At 70.0% G+C, this 18,303-nt stretch carries 13 protein-coding genes; 12 read left to right on the top strand and 1 reads right to left on the bottom strand.

What is annotated here, in order from left to right; all coding sequences use genetic code 11:
- Nucleotides 1-27: 27 nt before the first annotated feature.
- The gene (locus GWI24_RS01220; RefSeq protein ID WP_210944010.1) at nucleotides 28-972 is read right to left on the bottom strand and encodes a hypothetical protein; all 945 of its coding nucleotides are present in this window, start codon (nucleotides 970-972) and stop codon (nucleotides 28-30) included.
- A gap of 118 nt (nucleotides 973-1,090) precedes the next feature.
- Between GWI24_RS01220 and GWI24_RS01215 the strand changes: the two genes are divergently transcribed.
- The 12 genes from GWI24_RS01215 (at nucleotide 1,091) to GWI24_RS01160 (ending at nucleotide 18,278) form a co-directional block, all read left to right on the top strand.
- Complete coding sequence (locus GWI24_RS01215) at nucleotides 1,091-3,724, top strand: valine--tRNA ligase (RefSeq protein WP_210944008.1); 2,634 nt, start codon at nucleotides 1,091-1,093, stop codon at nucleotides 3,722-3,724.
- A gap of 230 nt (nucleotides 3,725-3,954) precedes the next feature.
- Complete coding sequence (locus GWI24_RS01210; RefSeq protein WP_210944006.1) at nucleotides 3,955-5,409, top strand: penicillin-binding protein 2; 1,455 nt, start codon at nucleotides 3,955-3,957, stop codon at nucleotides 5,407-5,409.
- Between the two features lie 238 nt (nucleotides 5,410-5,647).
- Nucleotides 5,648-7,153, top strand: a complete 1,506-nt coding sequence (locus tag GWI24_RS01205) for a folylpolyglutamate synthase/dihydrofolate synthase family protein (protein ID WP_210944005.1) — start codon at nucleotides 5,648-5,650, stop codon at nucleotides 7,151-7,153.
- Between the two features lies 1 nt (nucleotide 7,154).
- Nucleotides 7,155-7,508, top strand: coding sequence for a DUF4233 domain-containing protein (locus GWI24_RS01200; protein WP_037945949.1), 354 nt, complete (start codon nucleotides 7,155-7,157; stop codon nucleotides 7,506-7,508).
- A gap of 74 nt (nucleotides 7,509-7,582) precedes the next feature.
- A complete protein-coding gene (gene ndk, locus GWI24_RS01195) occupies nucleotides 7,583-7,996 on the top strand; it encodes a nucleoside-diphosphate kinase (RefSeq protein ID WP_020871339.1) in 414 nt (137 codons plus the stop codon).
- Between the two features lie 321 nt (nucleotides 7,997-8,317).
- Nucleotides 8,318-9,337 carry a rod shape-determining protein gene (locus GWI24_RS01190; protein WP_037946248.1) on the top strand — a complete coding sequence of 340 codons (1,020 nt, stop codon included), beginning with the start codon at nucleotides 8,318-8,320 and terminating at the stop codon, nucleotides 9,335-9,337.
- Between the two features lie 143 nt (nucleotides 9,338-9,480).
- Nucleotides 9,481-10,425, top strand: a complete 945-nt coding sequence (mreC, locus tag GWI24_RS01185; protein ID WP_210944003.1) for a rod shape-determining protein MreC — start codon at nucleotides 9,481-9,483, stop codon at nucleotides 10,423-10,425.
- A gap of 6 nt (nucleotides 10,426-10,431) precedes the next feature.
- Nucleotides 10,432-11,139 carry a rod shape-determining protein MreD gene (gene mreD / locus GWI24_RS01180; RefSeq protein ID WP_138916133.1) on the top strand — a complete coding sequence of 236 codons (708 nt, stop codon included), beginning with the start codon at nucleotides 10,432-10,434 and terminating at the stop codon, nucleotides 11,137-11,139.
- 78 nt (nucleotides 11,140-11,217) lie between these two features.
- A complete protein-coding gene (gene mrdA, locus GWI24_RS01175) occupies nucleotides 11,218-13,362 on the top strand; it encodes a penicillin-binding protein 2 (RefSeq protein WP_210944001.1) in 2,145 nt (714 codons plus the stop codon).
- Nucleotides 13,359-14,561, top strand: coding sequence for a rod shape-determining protein RodA (gene rodA / locus GWI24_RS01170; RefSeq protein ID WP_210944000.1), 1,203 nt, complete (start codon nucleotides 13,359-13,361; stop codon nucleotides 14,559-14,561). The genes mrdA and rodA overlap by 4 nt, the downstream gene beginning before the upstream one ends.
- A gap of 63 nt (nucleotides 14,562-14,624) precedes the next feature.
- A complete protein-coding gene (locus tag GWI24_RS01165; protein ID WP_210943997.1) occupies nucleotides 14,625-16,262 on the top strand; it encodes a CYTH and CHAD domain-containing protein in 1,638 nt (545 codons plus the stop codon).
- A gap of 93 nt (nucleotides 16,263-16,355) precedes the next feature.
- Nucleotides 16,356-18,278 (top strand): TIGR03960 family B12-binding radical SAM protein, encoded by a 1,923-nt coding sequence (locus tag GWI24_RS01160; protein ID WP_210943995.1) that lies wholly within the window; start codon nucleotides 16,356-16,358, stop codon nucleotides 18,276-18,278.
- The last annotated feature ends 25 nt before the right edge of the window (nucleotides 18,279-18,303 follow it).

The raw sequence follows: 18,303 nt of genomic DNA, 5'->3' as shown, positions 1-18,303 counted from the left end.
GTTGTGTTGCTCTGCGTCGGCCGCGGGCTAGCCGTCGATCTCGACGCGCGCGTCCTTGCGCACCTTGGCCGTGATGCCGGCGGCGTCCTCAAGGGACATGCCACCACCGAGCACCGCGGCCGCCGGATCCGCCATGACCGTGACGCCCAGGGTGTCCTTGTCGCCCCAGACGCACGCGGGGGCCTCCATGGATCCCTGATTCGAGGTGAACTTCATGGACTGGCACTTCAGGACGTCCCCGTCGAAACCGTCCGGGGAGAACGTCTGGGGGCTGCCCTTGGCCTGCGCGGTGCCGTTGTCCTGCAGCGTCTTGACGATGACCGCCAGCGCGAGGTCCGCGCCCCGCTCCGGGTCGGTCACATCGCCCCAGACGCCGGTGAACTTCAGCATCTCCTTACCGGAGGTCTGGTAGTCGGCCGCCACCAGATGCGGGTCCTTGACGACCGGCACCTGCTGGAGGTCCTTCCGGCCCGCCGCGGACAGATCGCTGTCGTCCGTGCCCGAGCCCTGGCGCTCGTAGTCCGAGGCCACGGTGTCGGGCGTGGTCAGCTTGTACGGGCCGCCGCTGCCGCCGCCGAACAGCGCGAACGCCCCCGCCCCCAGCGCCGCCACGACCACCACCGCGCCGACCGCGAGACCCACCTTCCTGCCCTTACCGTTGCCACCGGCCGCCGGCCCCGGGGACGGCGGCGTCTGGGGCCCGCCGTAGTAGCCCGGGCCCTGCTGGGGCGCGGGGCCGGGTTGCGGCGGCTGCGGCGGCTGACCGTAAGGGTTCGCGGGCTGTCCATACGGGCCTGGCCGGCCCTGCGGCTGCCCGGGGTAGCCGTAGCCCTGCTGGGGCGGCTGCGGCGGCTGTCCGTAGGGACCAGGCTGCTGCGCGTACGGATTGGGCACGGGAGGCTGACCGGCGCCGTACGGCCCTGGCTGGCCCCCATAGGGGCCGGGCTGCGGCGGCGGCTGCTGATGGCTCATGTGCCTCTCCTTATGCGCATGACAGGTACCAAACATCCTTCCCGACGCCCTCGGGCGCCTTGGCGCCGGGGCCACAACGGGTTCGTAACGGAAGGCCGCGGCCCTTTAGACTGCGGGCGTGACCGAGAACTCTTCGCAGCGCCCCACGAGCGGGCCGAACAGCCACCCCGAACTGCCGACCCAGTACGCGCCGGCCGATGTAGAGGGGCCGCTGTACGAGCGCTGGGTAGAGCGCGGTTACTTCGAGGCGGACGCGAAGAGCGACAAAGAGCCCTACACCATCGTCATCCCGCCCCCCAATGTGACCGGCTCGCTCCACCTCGGCCATGCCTTCGAGCACACGATCATCGATGCGCTCACCCGGCGCAAGCGAATGCAGGGCTTTGAGACGCTCTGGCAGCCGGGGATGGACCACGCCGGTATCGCCACGCAGAACGTGGTCGAGCGCGAGCTGGCCAAGGAGGGCGTCTCCCGCCACGACCTGGGCCGCGAGGCGTTCGTCGAGCGCGTCTGGCAGTGGAAGAGCGAGTCCGGTGGGCAGATCTCCGGCCAGATGCGGCGCCTGGGCGACGGCGTGGCCTGGAAGCGCGAGCGCTTCACCATGGACGAGGGGCTCTCCAAGGCCGTCCAGACGATCTTCAAGCGGCTCTACGAGGACGAGCTGATCTACCGCGCCGAGCGCATCATCAACTGGTGCCCGCGCTGTCTTACGGCCATCTCGGACATCGAGGTGGAGTACGACGACGATGACGGCGAGCTCGTCTCGATCCGGTACGGCGAGGGCGACAATTCGATCGTCGTGGCGACGACCCGTGCCGAGACGATGCTGGGCGACACCGCGGTCGCCGTCCACCCCGACGACGAGCGCTATCGCCACCTGGTCGGCATCGAGATCGAGCTGCCGCTCACCGGCCGCCGGATCCCGGTCGTCGCCGACGAGCACGTCGACCCCGAGTTCGGCACCGGCGCGGTCAAGGTCACCCCGGCCCACGACCCGAACGACTTCGAGATCGGGCAGCGGCACGGCCTGCCGAACCTGACCGTCATGGACGAGCACGCGGTCATCACCGCCCACGGCCCCTTCCAGGGCCTGGACCGGCTGGAGGCGCGCAGCGCCGTCGTCGGCGCCCTGCGCGCCGAGGGCCGGATCGTGGCCGAGAAACGCCCGTACACCCACTCCGTGGGCCACTGCTCGCGCTGTAAGACCACCATCGAGCCGCGGCTGTCCATGCAGTGGTGGGTCAAGGTCGGCCCGCTGGCCAAGGCCGCGGGCGACGCGGTCCGCGACGGCCGGGTGAAGATCCACCCGGAGGACATGTCGAAGCGCTACTTCGACTGGGTCGACAACCTCCACGACTGGTGCATCTCGCGCCAGCTGTGGTGGGGCCACCGGATCCCGGTCTGGTACGGGCCGAACGGCGAGGTCGTCTGCGTCGGACCGGACGAGCAGCCGCCGGGCGGCGAGGGCTGGCACCAGGACAGCGACGTCCTGGACACCTGGTTCTCCTCCGGCCTGTGGCCGTTCTCCACGCTCGGCTGGCCCGAGCGGACCGAGAGCATGGAGAAGTTCTATCCGAACTCGGTCCTGGTCACCGGCTACGACATCCTCTTCTTCTGGGTCGCCCGGATGATGATGTTCGGCCTGTACGCCATGGACGGCACCCCGCCGTTCCACACCATCGCGCTGCACGGCATGGTCCGTGACCAGTTCGGCAAGAAGATGTCCAAGTCCTTTGGGAACGCGGTCAATCCGCTGGACTGGATGGACACCTATGGATCGGACGCGGTCCGCTTCACCCTGGCCCGCGGCGCCAACCCCGGTGTGGACGTCCCGATCGGCGAGGACTGGGTCCAGGCGTCCCGCAACTTCGCCAACAAGATCTGGAACGCGACCCGCTTCGCGCTGATGAACGGCGCCACGGTGGAGGGCGAACTGCCCGCCCCCGAGCGGCTGTCCGCCACCGACCGCTGGATCCTGTCCCGGCTGAACGCGGTGGTCGCCGAGGTCGACGCGTACTACGAGGACTACCAGTTCGCCAAGCTCTCCGACGTCCTCTACCACTTCGCGTGGGACGAGGTCTTCGACTGGTACGTCGAACTGTCCAAGACCACCTTCGCCAAGGGCGGCGCGGAGGCCGACGCCGCGCGGCGCGTCCTCGGCGAGGTCCTGGACGTCACGCTGCGGCTGCTGCACCCGGTGGTCCCGTTCGTCACCGAGAAGCTGTGGACCTCGCTGACCGGCCAGGAGTCCGTCGTCATCGCGGACTGGCCGGGCGACAGCGGCTTCCGGGACGAGGCGGCCGAGCGGGAGATCGAGAACCTCCAGCAGGTGGTCACCGAGGTCCGCCGGTTCCGCGCCGACCAGGGCCTTCAGCCCGGTCAGCGGGTCCCCGCCCGGCTGGAGCTGTCCGGCACCTCGCTGGCCGCCCATGAGGACGCGATGCGCTCCCTGCTGCGCCTCCAGCCGGCCGGTGAGGACTTCACGGCCACCGCCTCGCTGCCGGTCGCGGGCGCGACCGTGGCGCTGGACCTGTCCGGCGCCATCGACGTCGAGGCCGAGCGCAAGCGGCTGGCCAAGGACCTCGCCGCGGCGGAGAAGGACAAGGCGCAGACGACCGCGAAGCTGTCCAACGACGGCTTCCTGGCCAAGGCCCCCGACCATGTCGTGGAGAAGATCCGCACCCGGCAGGCGACCGCCGAGGCCGATATCGCCCGGATCACCGCCCAGTTGGCGGCCCTCCCCAAGGGCTGACCACCGAGGAGTACCGATCGCACCACAGCGCCCCCCGCCGGAATCCGGCGGGGGGCGCTTGTGCGTGAGGTGTGTGCGATGTGCCACAGACGCCCCGGAGGAAGCCTCGCAGGCCCCCGGAGAAGCCCCACAGACGCCTCACAGGCACCACACAGCAAAGCCCCACCGGGAACCAAACACTGCCTTCAGGGAGTTATCCGGCCGTACGTCCCGGAAGGAGCTCCCCCTCCATGAACAAGCCGCTGAGAAGGGCATCCGTGTTCTCGCTGCTGCTCGTGCTGGCCCTGCTCGCCTGGGTCACCTATGTGCAGTTGGCGAGAGGCGACAGTCTCCGGGAAGACCCGCGCAACGCCCGGGTGGCCATCTCCGAGTACGCCGGACCGCTGGGCGACATCATCGCCGGCGGCAAGCCGGTCACCGGCTCGGCCGCCACCAAGGGCGACCTGAAGTACAAGCGCACCTACACGGACGGGAAGCTCTGGGCGCCGATCACCGGCTACGCCTCCCAGTCCTACGGCAGCACTCAGGTGGAGGCCCTGGAGCGGCAGGTGCTCGACGGCTCCGACAGTCGGCTGAAGAACCCGCTCGAGGCGGTGACGCGGGAGCGGTCCAAGCCCGGCGACGTGGTCACCACGATCAACCCGGCCGTGCAGAAGGCCGCCTACGAGGGGCTGGGGAACAAGACCGGCGCGGCCGTGGCGATCGACCCCACCACCGGCGCCGTCCTGGGCCTGGCCAGCACCCCCTCGTACGACCCCGGCACCTTCGCGGGCTCCTCCACGGCGGACCAGAAGGCGTGGACCGCGCTCCAGAAGGACGACAAGCAGCCGATGCTGAACCGCGCGCTGCGCCAGACGTACCCGCCGGGCTCGACCTTCAAGGTCCTGGTCGCCGCCGCGGCGCTGGAGAACGGGCTGTACTCGTCGGTGGACGAGCCGACCAAGAGTCCGGATCCGTACCGGCTGCCGGGCACGGTCACCGATATGCACAACGAGAACAGGTCGGCGCCCTGCGAGAACGCGACGATACGCACCGCCCTGCAGTACTCGTGCAACACGGTCTTCGCGAAGATGGCCGTGGACCTCGGCCAGTCCAAGGTGGCGGCGGAGGCCAAGAAGCTGGGCTTCGACAATGCCGAGCTGGACATCCCGGTGCGCGCCGCGAAGAGCACCTACCCGAGCGGCATGAACGACTCGCAGACGGCCCTGACCGGTATGGGGCAGTTCGATGTGACGGCCACTCCGCTACAGATGGCGATGGTCTCCTCGGCTATCGCGAACGACGGCAAGCTGATGACCCCGTACGAGATCGACCGGACCACGGACGGCAGCGCGTCCGCCCTGGACCGGACCTCGGCCAAGACCTACAGCCAGGCGATGTCCCGGCACACGGCGTCCGAGCTGCAGTCCGCGATGCGGACGGTCGTGGACCAGGGCACCGGGACCAACGCGAAGATCCCCGGGGTGACGGTGGGCGGCAAGACCGGCACCGCCCAGCACGGTGAGAACAACAGCGCCAATCCGTACGCGTGGTTCATCAGTTACGCGGACGCCGGCGGCGGCCACAAGGTCGCGGTCGCGGTGGTGGTCGAGGACAGCGACGCGGCCCGCGCCGACATCTCCGGCGGCGGTCTGGCGGGGCCGATCGCCAAGTCGATGATGAAGGCGGCGCTGGCCGGCGAGTGAGCCGAAGGGGCGCGTCGCTGTCGAAAGGGAGAGCGCGCGCAGGGAGCGAGGGCTGCGATTGATCTGCGGCTCCGCCGCGTGGGCGACCGAGCACGTCGACAGGGGGCACCTCCCAGCGGTAGCTGGGGGAGGCATAGGCGCCCCGGAGGCGAGCCGCCTTGTCACAGATACCGGCTCGTGACCTGGGTGCGGATGGCGCTGGGCCGGGTTGTCACCCCTCCCTCGTAGACTGGTCGGCGTGAGCGAGGAGCGCCCCCAGAACGAGTCCGACGAGTTCGAAGAGATCGTCGGAGCCGAGACCGACCGCGACCCCGATCTGGCGGTGATCGAGGCCGGCAGCCGGACGCTGCGTGCGCAGTCCGGGCCGCCGCAGGGGGACGGCATCCCGGCCCGCCCGGCCGACCCCGAGGTGGACCGCGCCCTGCGGGAGGTGGAGGGCGAGCTGGCCCGGCGCTGGCCGGAGACCAAGCTGGACCCGTCGCTGGTGCGGATCGAGTCGCTGATGGACATCCTGGGCTCGCCGCAGCGGGCCTATCCGTCGATCCACATCACCGGTACGAACGGTAAGACCAGCACCGCCCGCATGATCGAGTCGCTGCTGGGCGCCTTCGAGCTGCGCACCGGCCGCTACACCAGCCCCCATGTCCAGTCGATCACCGAGCGGATCAGCCTCGACGGGGCGCCGATCTCCGCCGAGCGGTTCATCGAGACGTACCAGGACATCCGGCCGTACATCGAGATGGTCGATGCCCAGCAGGAGCACCGGCTGTCCTTCTTCGAGGTGCTCACCGGAATGGCGTACGCGGCCTTCGCGGATGCGCCGGTGGACATCGCGGTGGTCGAGGTCGGCATGGGCGGCTCCTGGGACGCCACCAATGTGATCGACGCGGGCGTCGCGGTGATCATGCCGATCTCACTGGACCACACCGACCGGCTCGGCACCACTCCGGAGCAGATCGCCGTCGAGAAGGCCGGCGTAGTGAAGCAGGACGCCACCGTGGTGCTCGCGCAGCAGCCGGTGGAGGCCGCTTCCGTGGTGCTCAAGCGCGCGGTCGAGGTGGATGCCACGGTCGCCCGTGAGGGCATGGAGTTCGGTGTGCTGTCCCGGGAGGTGGCGGTCGGCGGTCAGCTGCTGACCCTGCGCGGCCTCGGCGGGGAGTACACCGATGTCTTCCTCCCGCTGCACGGTGCCCACCAGGCGCACAACGCGGCGATGGCGCTGGCGGCCGTGGAGGCGTTCTTCGGCGTCGGCTCCCAGCACGCCCGTCCGCTCGACATCGACACCATCCGCTCCGCCTTCGCGTCCGTGACCTCGCCCGGCCGGATGGAGGTCGTGCGCCGCAGCCCCACCGTGGTGCTGGACGCCGCGCACAACCCCGCGGGTGCCGGTGCCGCCGCCGCGGCGGTCACCGAGTCCTTCGACTTCAGCCGGCTGATCGGTGTGGTCGGGGCGAGTGACGGCAAGGATGTCCGCGGTCTGCTGGAAGCCTTTGAGCCGATCTTCGCCGAGGTCGTGGTGACCGGCAATTCCAGCCACCGCGGCATGGACCCGGACAAGCTGGCCGCGATCGCCGTCGAGGTCTTCGGCTCCGACCGGGTCCAGGTCGAGCCGCGGCTGGACGACGCTCTGGAGGCCGCCATCACCCTGGCGGAGGAAGAGGGCGAATACGCCGGAGCGGGCGTTCTGGTGACCGGGTCGGTGATCACGGTCGGCGAGGCCCGGCTCCTCCTGGGAAAGGGCTGATATGCGAACGCTGTGCGCTTCCACCCTCATCGGCGAGTTCTTCGTGATCGGCTTCGCCGGGCTGGTCGCGATGAAGACGTCCGGGCTGTCCACGGGCACTGTCTGGACGGTCAGCGGAATCGCCATGGGGCTGTGTGTGCTGCTGTGCGGGCTGCTGAGCCGTCCGGGGGCGGTGCAGATCGGCTGGGCCCTGCAGATCGGCCTGGTGCTGAGCGGTTTCGTGGTGCCCACCATGTTCTTCCTCGGGGCGGTCTTCGCCGCGCTGTGGTGGGCCTCGGTCCACTTCGGCCGCAAGGTCGACGAGGCCAAGGCGCGGTTCGCCGCGTCCTCGGCCGCCTCGCCTGACACTGCGTGACGTGGCCCTCGTTCACCCATGTAGCCTCTGCCTCACAGCCCCGCCGCATGTCTTTTCCCAAAGGAGCCCGCACCGTGAGCCAGCGCACGCTCGTCCTGCTCAAGCCCGACGCCGTCCGACGCGGACTGGTGGGCGAGATTCTGGGGCGGATCGAGAAGAAGGCGGGCTGGACGATCAGCGCCCTCGAGCTGCGTCAGCTGGAGCGTGAGGTCCTGGAGCAGCACTACGCCGAGCATGTCGGCAAGCCGTTCTACGAGCCGCTGGTGGAGTTCATGGCCTCCGGTCCCGCCGTGGCGCTGGTGGTCGAGGGCGAGCGGGTGATCGAGGGCGTCCGGGCGCTGGCCGGGCCGACCGACCCGATCGCCGCGGCGCCGGGCTCCATCCGTGGCGATTTCGGCACCATCGTTCGGGAGAATCTGATCCACGCCTCCGACTCGGCGGAGTCCGCCGAACGGGAAATCAAGATTTTCTTTCCCGGGCTGGCCTGATCCCGATCCGATCGTTACTGATCGGCCATCAGTTTGATCATCAGCTTGCCACACCCCTGCTGACCTGGGGGCGGCCGAATTACCCGGCCGCCCTTCGGCATATGCGAGCCGATCGGGGGAACGCATCTCCGCGACACGACGTCACCATTAGAGGAGGCGGGGTCGTGTTCTGCTGACAATGGCGGAGGACCCCCGCAGCGTGTTCGAGCGGGCGTGACTACGATGAAGCCTCCGCGCCTCGCAGCGCACACCCATCCTGCCGACCTCAAGCAAGCAATCGCTCCAGCAGGGAAGGCCTGACGTATCCTCATGGGGAACAACATGTCGTTCATCGGCCGTGACATGGCTGTCGACCTCGGGACCGCCAACACGCTGGTGTACGTCAGGGGCCGCGGGATCGTCCTCAACGAGCCATCCGTCGTCGCCATCAACACCAACACCGGCGGAATTCTCGCCGTGGGCGCCGAGGCGAAGAAGATGATCGGCCGCACCCCTGGCAACATCGTCGCTGTGCGTCCGCTCAAGGACGGCGTTATCGCCGACTTCGAGATCACCGAGCGGATGTTGCGGTACTTCATCCTCAAGATCCATAAGCGACGGTATCTCGCCCGGCCCCGTGTGGTCGTCTGTGTGCCGTCCGGTATCACCGGGGTCGAGCGCCGTGCCGTCATCGAGGCGTCCACCCAGGCAGGCGCCCGTCAGGTGCACATCATCGAGGAACCCATGGCGGCGGCCATCGGGTCCGGCCTTCCGGTCCACGAGGCCACCGGCAACATGGTCGTGGACATCGGCGGCGGCACCACCGAGGTCGCCGTCATCTCGCTGGGCGGCATCGTCACCGCGCAGTCCATCCGGGTGGCGGGCGATGAGCTGGACAACGCGATCATCCAGCACATCAAGAAGGAGTACAGCCTGCTGCTCGGCGAGCGCACCGCCGAGAACATCAAGATCACCATCGGCTCGGCGTACGAGGGCGACGAGGAGGAGCACACCGAGATCCGCGGCCGTGACCTCGTCAGCGGCCTCCCCAAGACCGTGGTGATCTCCGCCGCCGAGGTCCGCAAGGCCATGGAGGAGCCGGTCAACTCGATCGTCGACGCGGTCAAGACCACCCTCGACAAGTGCCCCCCGGAGCTCTCCGGCGACGTCATGGACCGCGGCATCGTGCTCACCGGCGGCGGCGCGCTGCTGCGCGGCCTGGACGAGCGGCTGCGCCGCGAGACCGGGATGCCGATCCACATCGCCGAGGACCCGCTGGACTCCGTCGCACTCGGGTCCGGCAAGTGCGTGGAGGAGTTCGAGGCGCTCCAGCAGGTGCTGGACGCCCAGCCCCGCAGATGACAACCCGGCGGACCGGCCGTACGGGTGGTTGGCTGCCCGTGCGGCGGAACGCTGATATACAGGCATAAGGCTCCCCAGGACCGACCGGGTCACCACATCCCCGGCACCGGTCCGACTTCGACGAGGAAGGCACGTCGCCGCACGTGAGGGACACACGAGAGAGCCGGCTGCTCCTGGTGCTGCTGGTCGCCATCGCGTTCGCGCTGATCACGGTGGATATCCGCGGCGGCGAGGACTCACCCCTCGACGGCGCCCGGCACGCCGCCGCTTCCGTCTTCGGGCCCGTGGAGGACGGCGTCGCCTCCGCCGTGGACCCGGTCGGCAACGCGGTCGCCGCCGTACGGGAATCCGGCGACCGGCATGACCGGGTCCGCCGGCTGGAGGAGGAGAACACCAAGCTCAAGCAGCGGCTCGGCAACAACGCCCGCGATCGCGCCCGCTCCGCCGAGCTCGACAAGCTGCTCAAGACCGCCGGCGCCGGTCAATACGGCATCAAGGGCGCCCAGGTCATCGGCATCGGCGCCGCCCAGGGCTTCTCCTGGACCGTCACCATCGACATGGGCAGCGGCGACGGCATCCGCCGCGACATGACCGTCATCAACGGCGACGGGCTGGTCGGCCGGGTCACCACCGTCGGCTCCTCGACGGCCACCGTGCTGCTCGCCATCGACCCGGACTTCACCGTCGGCACCCGTATGGAGGGATCGGGCGAGCTCGGTTTCGCCACCGGGCGCGGCGACCGCTCGCTCCATGTGCAGCTCCTCAACGGCAAGGCCCGGATCAAGAAGGGCGACCGGATGGTCACCTTCGGCTCTCAGGCGGACAAGCCGTTCGTCCCCGGCGTCCCGGTCGGCAAGGTCGTCCGCGTCGATCCCACCGGGGGCGATCTGACCCGCACCCTCCAGGTGCGCCCGTACGTCCAGTTCAGCAAGCTGGACATCGTCGGAGTCGTCGTCCAGCCGCCGCGCGTCAGTCCGCGGGACAGCGTGCTCCCGCCCAAGCCCGCGAAGCCCAAGCCGACGCCCACGGTCACCGTCACGGCCAACCCCTCCGCCACCGCCACCAGCCCGGCCGCCAACAGGAGCTGACCGATGCTGCACCTCAACCGGATCGTCCTGTCGACCTGCCTGGTGGTCTTCGCCCTCGTCGTCCAGATCTGCGTACTGGCCCGCCTCCAACTGCCCGGCGCCGTGCCGGACCTGCTGCTGCTCGTCGTGCTCGGCCTCGCGCTCGTCTACGGCCACACCGGTGGCGCGCTCATCGGCTTCGGCGCGGGGCTGCTCGCCGACTTCGCCCCGCCCGCCGACCACGCCGCGGGCCGCTATGCCCTGGTGCTGTGCGTCATCGGCTATCTGGCCGGGCTCGCCAAGCCGGAGAGCGGCCAGCTCAGGTCGGCCACCGGGCCGATGCTGGTGGTCGTGGCGGCGGCCATTGGCGCCACACTGCTGTACGCCGGGGTCGGCATCCTCGTCGGCGACGACGCGGCCCGTCAGGTGGGCCTGGGCAAGCTGCTGTTCACCGCGGCCCTCTACGACCTGCTGCTGGCCCCCTTCACGGTGCCGCTGATCATGGGGCTCGCCAGACGGAGTGAGAACGATCCGATGGCCGACAGCGCGGGCGGCGGCGAGAGCCCGTCCCGCTGGATCAGCACGGCGGGCGGCGTCAGCACCGGCCGGATCGGCCGGATGAGCCGGCTCAGGCGCCCGGGCCGGGCGCCCCGGATCGGCAGCCAGCGCGGCGGGCTGCTGGCCCGCACGGGGAAGAACAGGACGGCACGCATCAAGGGGGTCAAGCGCCTGTGAGCAACGCCCTCCCGTCGCCCGCCGTCCTCCCGTCGCCCGCCGCCCGCCCGTCTCCCGCCTCCGCCCTCAGGGGACGCCATGAGTAATATTCCTGAGACCGGACGGACCTCCCGGGTCACCATCCGGCTCGTCGGCCTCCAGATCCTGGTCTTCTCGCTGCTGCTGACCCTCGGCGGACGCCTGTGGTACCTCCAGATCCGCAACGGCGACGAGTACACCGCCGAAGCCGCCAACAACCACGTCCAGCAGGTCGTCCACCCCGCCGTGCGCGGTTCCATACTGGACGCCCGCGGGGTGCCGCTGGCCGACAACGAGACCCGTCTGGTGGTCTCCGCCAGCCGCACCGAGCTGATGAAGATGCCGGACGACGGCAAGGCCGTCCTCACCCGCCTCGCCGACGTCCTGGGCATGAAGCCCAAGGACGTCATGGACAAGGTCCGGCTGTGCGACGCCAAGACCCCGCAGCCCTGCTGGAACGGCTCCCCGTACCAGCCCATCCCGATCACCGACGAGGCCAGCGCCAAGCAGGCGCTCCAGATCCGCGAGCGCGAAGAGGACTTCCCCGGCATCAGCGCCGAGCCCACCGCCGTGCGCCGCTACGCCGCGCCCGCCGGCTCCAACGCCGCCCAGGTGCTCGGCTATCTCTCCCCGGTCACCGATGAGCAGGTGAAGGAGGCCGAGCGCACCAAGTCGCCCCTGCTCCGCTCCGACCAGGTCGGCAGCAACGGCCTCGAGCGCCAGTACGACAGCGAGCTGCGCGGCAAGGCGGGGGTGACCCGCTACGAGGTCGACAACCTCGGCCGGGTCATCGGCCAGCGGGAGAGCCAGCGGGCCCGCCCCGGCGCCAACGTCGTCACCAGCATCGACTCCCGGGTCCAGGCCGTCGCGGAGAAGGAGCTGGACCAGGCGATGCGGGACGCCCGCAAGCAGCACGACCGGAACACCGGCACCAACTACAAGGCGGACTCCGGCGCGGTCGTGGTCATGGAGGCCAAGACCGGCCGGGTGGTGGCCATGGCGTCCAACCCGACGTACGACCCCAACGCCTGGGTCGGCGGCATCTCCGGCAAGGACTACAAGCAGCTCACCGGCAAGAAGTCCAACTACCCGCTGCTCAACCGGGCGATCCAGGGCCAGGCGGCCCCCGGCTCGATCTTCAAGGTCATCCCGACGACCGCCGCGGTCAACGCCGGCTACGACTTCAACGGCCCCTACGCCTGCACCAGCTCGTTCAACATCGGCAGCCAGGTCTTCAAGAACTTCGAGTCCGAGAACTACGGCGGGATCAGCCTCGGCCGCGCTCTGGAGGTCTCCTGCGACACCGTCTTCTACCGGATCGCCTACGACGAGTGGAAGAAGGACGGCGGCAACAAGCCCAAGAAGAAGCCGGGGGATTGGTTCTACCGGACCGCCCACCAGTTCGGCCTCGGTAAGGAGACCGGAGTCGACCTGCCCAACGAGGTCACCGGCCGGGTCCCGGACCGCCAGTGGAAGAAGGACTACTGGAAGGCCAACAAGGACGCCTGGTGCAAGACCGGCAAGAAGGACGGGTCCTACGGCCAGCGGATCGCCTACGAGAACTGCCTCGAGGGCATGAAGATGCGCGCCGGTGACTCCGTGAACTACTCCATCGGTCAGGGCGACACCCTGGTCACCCCGATCCAGATGGCCACCATCTACGCGGCCATCAGCAACGGCGGCACGCTCCACGACCCGACCGTCGGCAAGGCGATCGTCAGCCCCGACGGCAAGGACATCCAGGAGATCAAGCCGAAGGCGCACGGCAAGCTGCCGATCAGCGCCGCACTGCACAAGAAGATCGACAGCGCGCTCGCCGGCGTGGCCACCCGGGGCACCGCCGCCTGGCGGTTCCAGGGCTGGCCACAGAACAAGATCCCGATGCACGCCAAGACCGGTACCGCGGAGGTCTACGGCAAGCAGACCACCTCGTGGTTCGCCACGTACACCAAGGACTACACGGTCGTCATGACGATCTCCCAGGGTGGCACCGGCTCCGGCGCCTCCGGCCCCGCCGTGCGCAAGATCTACAACGCGCTGTACGGGGTCGACGCCAAGGGCGGCATCGACAAGAAGAAGGCGCTGCTGCCCCAGCCGCAGGCCAAACTGCCGAAGATCTCGTCGGACGGCTCCATCGAGTCCCAGCCGCTCGGCAAGCAGTTCGAGGCGGCCGCGCGGGAGCGGCGGCGGGGAGCTGATTCATGAGCGCGTCCACGCATGGGTACTCCGTCCGCCGCTTCACCCCCGAGCGCGGCGCCTGGAGCAAGCTCATGGCGCGCGACTCGGTCGTCCGCCGCCTCGACTGGGTGCTGCTGCTCACCGCGCTGGCCCTGTCCGCGATCGGCGGGGCGCTCGTCTACTCCGCCACCCGCAACCGCACCGAGCTGAACCAGGGCGACCCGTACTACTTCCTGGTCCGGCACGCCCTCAACACCGGCATCGGGCTGCTGCTCGCCATCGGCACCGTCTGGCTGGGCCATCGCACCCTGCGCGGTGCGGTCCCGGTCCTCTACGGGCTGTCCGTCATCCTCGTCCTCGCCGTGCTCACCCCGCTGGGCTCGACCATCAACGGCGCCCACGCGTGGATCGTGGTCGGCGGCGGATTCTCCCTGCAACCGGGTGAGTTCGCCAAGATCACGATCATCCTGGGGATGGCGATGCTGCTGGCCGCGCGCGTGGACGCGGGCGACCGGCTCAACCCCGACCACCGCACCGTCGTCCAGGCGCTCGGCCTGGCCGGGCTGCCCATCGCGATCGTCCTGCTGATGCCGGACCTCGGCTCGGTGATGGTCATGGCGATGATCGTGCTCGCCGTGCTGCTCTCCTCCGGCGCGTCCAACCGCTGGATCGCGGGGCTCATCCTCACGGCCGTGGTGGGCGCGCTGCTCGTCTGGCAGCTGCACGTTCTCGACCAGTACCAGATCGACCGATTCGCTGCCTTCGCCAACCCCGCGCTCGACCCGGCCGGGGTCGGCTACAACACCAACCAGGCACGGATCGCGATCGGCTCGGGCGGGCTCACCGGTAAGGGGCTCTTCCACGGCACCCAGACCACCGGTCAGTTCGTCCCCGAGCAGCAGACCGACTTCGTCTTCACGGTCGCGGGGGAGGAGCTCGGCTTCCTCGGCGCGGGCCTGATCATCCTGCTGCTGGGGGTCGTGCTGTGGCGCGCCTGCCGGATCGCGCGCGACACCACGGAGCTGTACGGGACCGTCGTCGCGGCCGGGATCATCGCCTGGTTCGCCTTCCAGGCGTTCGAGAACATCGGGATGACGCTGGGCATCATGCCGGTGGCCGGTCTGCCGCTGCCGTTCGTCTCCTACGGCGGATCCTCGATGTTCGCCGTATGGATCGCGATCGGACTGCTCCAGTCCATCCGGGTGCAGAGGCCCGTCTCCGCATAGAGTCCGCTTGGCGTCGAGTCTCCGCTTGGGGCTGATAAGCCCGAGTTCGGGTAGGTGACTCACATGGTGGACACGAAGCAGGAGATAGAACGCAAGTACGAGGCCACCGCCGAGGAAGCCGGTCCGTCCGGGCGGCCCGACCTGCCGGGCCTGCCCGAACTGACCGGAGCGGGGCCGGTCGCGACCGTGGTGAGCCGGGGAGTCGCCACCCTGGACGCCACGTACTACGACACCCCCGGGCGGCGGCTGCTGGCCGACGGCATCACCTTGCGCCACCGCACCGGCGGCGACGACGAGGGCTGGCATCTGAAGCTGCCCGTCGGGCCGGACACCCGGGAGGAGCTGCGGGCGCCGCTCGGCGACGAGGTGCCCGCCGAGATGGCCACGCTGCTGCGCTCGCGGGTCCGCCACGATCCGCTGCGCCCGCTCGCCCATCTGCACACCGAGCGGGACCGCAAGGATCTGGTGGACGCCGACGGCACCGTGCTCGCCGAGGTGTCCGTCGACCGCGTGACGGCCCGGCGGCTGGCGCCCGAGGAGAGCGAGCCGGTCCGGTGGACCGAGGTCGAGGTCGAGCTCGCCGAGGGCCGGGGCCACGATCAGCGGCTGCTCGACGCGGTCGAGGGGCGGCTGCGCGACGGCGGTCTGCACCGGGCCGACACCCCCTCCAAGCTCGCCAAGGCCCTGGCCGAGACGGAGCAGGCCGCGGGCGCGGTCGAGAGCGGCGGAGGCGGGCCCGGCAAGCCCGCCAAGCCCGGCAAGCCCGCGAAGACCGCCCGCCAGGTCGCACAGGCCGCGTCGGAGCCCCGGCGGCCGCTCGGCGCCGACGATGTCGTCCTGGACTACATACGCCGTCAGATCGATGCCCTGGTGCGGCTCGACCCGGCCGTGCGCGGGGACGTGCCGGACGCGGTGCACCGGATGCGGGTCGCCACCCGCCGGCTGCGCAGCGCGTTCCGCTCCTACCGCAACGTCCTGGACCGTTCGGTGACCGATCCGATCGGCGACGAGCTGAAGTGGCTGGCCGGTGAGCTCGGCGTGGAACGCGACCGTGAGGTGCTCACCGAGCGGCTCCAAGGCCGTCTCGCCGAGCTGCCGGAGGAGCTCCGGCGCGGCCCGGTGTGCGAACGGCTGCACCACTGGTCGCACGGGCGGCGTGACGGCGCCCGCGCCACCGTCCTGGGCGCGCTGGACAGCGAGCGCTATCTGACGCTCCTGGACACCCTCGACGCCCTGGCGGCCGATCCGCCGCTGCGCCGCGACGCCGCGAAGCCGGCCGCGCCGGTGGTCGCCAAGGCCGTGCTGCGCGACTACGAGCGGCTCGCCGGCCGTATGGCCACCGCGCTGGAGACGCCCCCGGGGCCGGACCGCGACATCGCCATCCACCAGGCCCGTAAGGCCGCCAAGCGGGTCCGCTACGCCGCCGAGACGGCCCGGCCCGCGCTGGGCAAGTCCGCCAAGCGGTTCGCCCGCCGTATGCAGGCCGTGCAGGACGTGCTCGGCGACCACCAGGACAGCGTCGTCGCGCGCGAGGCGCTGCGGCAGCTGGCCACCCAGGCCCATGTGGCGGGGGAGAGCGACTTCACCTTCGGGCTGCTGTACGGCAGGGAGGAGGAGCGGGCGGCCGCCCGCGAGCGTGAGCTGCCGGACCTGTGGGCCGAGATCTCGCGCAAGAAGCACCGGGCGGACCTGGCGGCTTGACCGGGCGGACCTGGAGGCCTGATCCGTGGCGAGGGCGCCCGGCGGGGCAGGTACGCTTGAGGGTCACCCCTGTCAGCTTCACGAAAGTCCGCGATGTCTGTCGAGTCGGTCTTCCCACAGCTCGAGGCCCTGCTGCCGCATGTGCAGAAGCCCATCCAGTACGTAGGCGGTGAGCTCAATTCCACCGTCAAGGACTGGGACTCCTGCGACGTACGCTGGTCGCTCATGTACCCGGACGCCTACGAGGTCGGGCTCCCCAACCAGGGCGTCATGATCCTCTACGAGGTCCTCAACGAGCGCGAGGGCGTGCTCGCCGAGCGCACCTACAGCGTGTGGCCGGACCTCGAGGAGCTGATGCGCGAGCACAAGGTGCCGCAGTTCACCGTGGATTCGCACCGCCCGGTCTCCGCGTTCGACTTCCTCGGCGTCTCCTTCTCCACCGAGCTGGGGTACACCAACCTGCTCACCACGCTGGACCTCGCCGGCATCCCCCTGGACGCCGTGGACCGCACCGAGGACCACCCAGTGGTGGTCGCGGGCGGCCACGCCGCGTTCAACCCCGAGCCGATCGCCGACTTCATCGACTGCGCGGTGATCGGCGACGGTGAGCAGGCCGTGCTCGACATGACCGGGATCATCCGCGCCTGGAAGGCCGAGGGCCGCCCGGGCGGCCGCGATGAGCTGCTCTTCCGCCTCGCCCGCACCGGCAGCGTCTACGTCCCGAAGTTCTACGACGTGGAGTACCTGGCCGACGGGCGGATCTCGCGCGTGGTGCCGAACCGCTCGGGCGTGCCGTGGCGGGTGTCCAAGCACACCGTCATGGACCTCGACGAGTGGCCCTACCCCAAGCAGCCGCTGGTGCCGCTGGCCGAGACCGTCCATGAGCGGATGTCGGTGGAGATCTTCCGCGGCTGCACCCGGGGCTGCCGCTTCTGCCAGGCGGGCATGATCACCCGCCCGGTGCGCGAGCGGTCGATCACCGGGATCGGCGAGATGGTCGACAAGGGGCTGAAGGCCACCGGTTTCGAGGAGGTCGGCCTGCTGTCGCTGTCCTCCGCCGACCACACCGAGATCGGCGACATCGCCAAGGGCCTCGCCGACCGGTACGAGGAGGACAAGATCGGTCTGTCCCTCCCGTCGACCCGGGTGGACGCCTTCAACATCGACCTCGCCAACGAGCTGACCCGCAACGGGCGCCGCTCGGGCCTCACCTTCGCCCCCGAGGGCGGCAGTGAGCGCATCCGTAAGGTCATCAACAAGATGGTCTCGGAAGAGGACCTCATCCGTACGGTGGCCACCGCGTACGGCAACGGCTGGCGGCAGGTGAAGCTGTACTTCATGTGCGGTCTGCCCACCGAGACCGACGACGACGTGCTCCAGATCGCCGACATGGCGACCAAGGTCATCGCCAAGGGCCGTGAGGTGTCCGGCAAGAACGACATCCGCTGCACGGTCTCCATCGGCGGCTTCGTCCCCAAGCCGCACACCCCCTTCCAGTGGGCCCCGCAGCTGAGCGCCGAGGAGACCGACGCCCGGCTGGAGAAGCTGCGCGAGAAGATCCGCGGCGACAAGAAGTACGGCCGCTCAATCGGCTTCCGCTACCACGACGGCAAGCCCGGCATCGTCGAGGGCCTGCTCTCGCGCGGCGACCGCCGGGTGGGCGCGGTCATCCGCGCCGTCTACGAGGACGGCGGCCGCTTCGACGGCTGGCGCGAGCACTTCAGCTACGACCGGTGGATGGAGTGCGCCGAGCGGACCCTGCCCGACTTCGGCCTCGACGTCGACTGGTACACCACGCGCGAGCGCACCTACGAGGAGGTCCTGCCCTGGGACCACCTCGACTCGGGCCTCGACAAGGACTGGCTGTGGGAGGACTGGCAGGACTCCCTCGACGAGACCGAGGTGGACGACTGCCGCTGGACCCCCTGCTTCGACTGCGGCGTCTGCCCGCAGATGCAGACCGAGATCCAGATCGGCCCCACCGGACGGAAGCTGCTGCCGCTGTCGGTGAAGTAGCCGTCCGGCGGTGACGTACCGGTCG

The sequence above is a fragment of the Streptomyces sp. MK37H genome (genome assembly GCF_018035285.1).
Classification (GTDB): Bacteria; Actinomycetota; Actinomycetes; order Streptomycetales; family Streptomycetaceae; genus Streptomyces; species Streptomyces endocoffeicus.
This window is presented reverse-complemented; position numbering and strand designations above follow the sequence as displayed.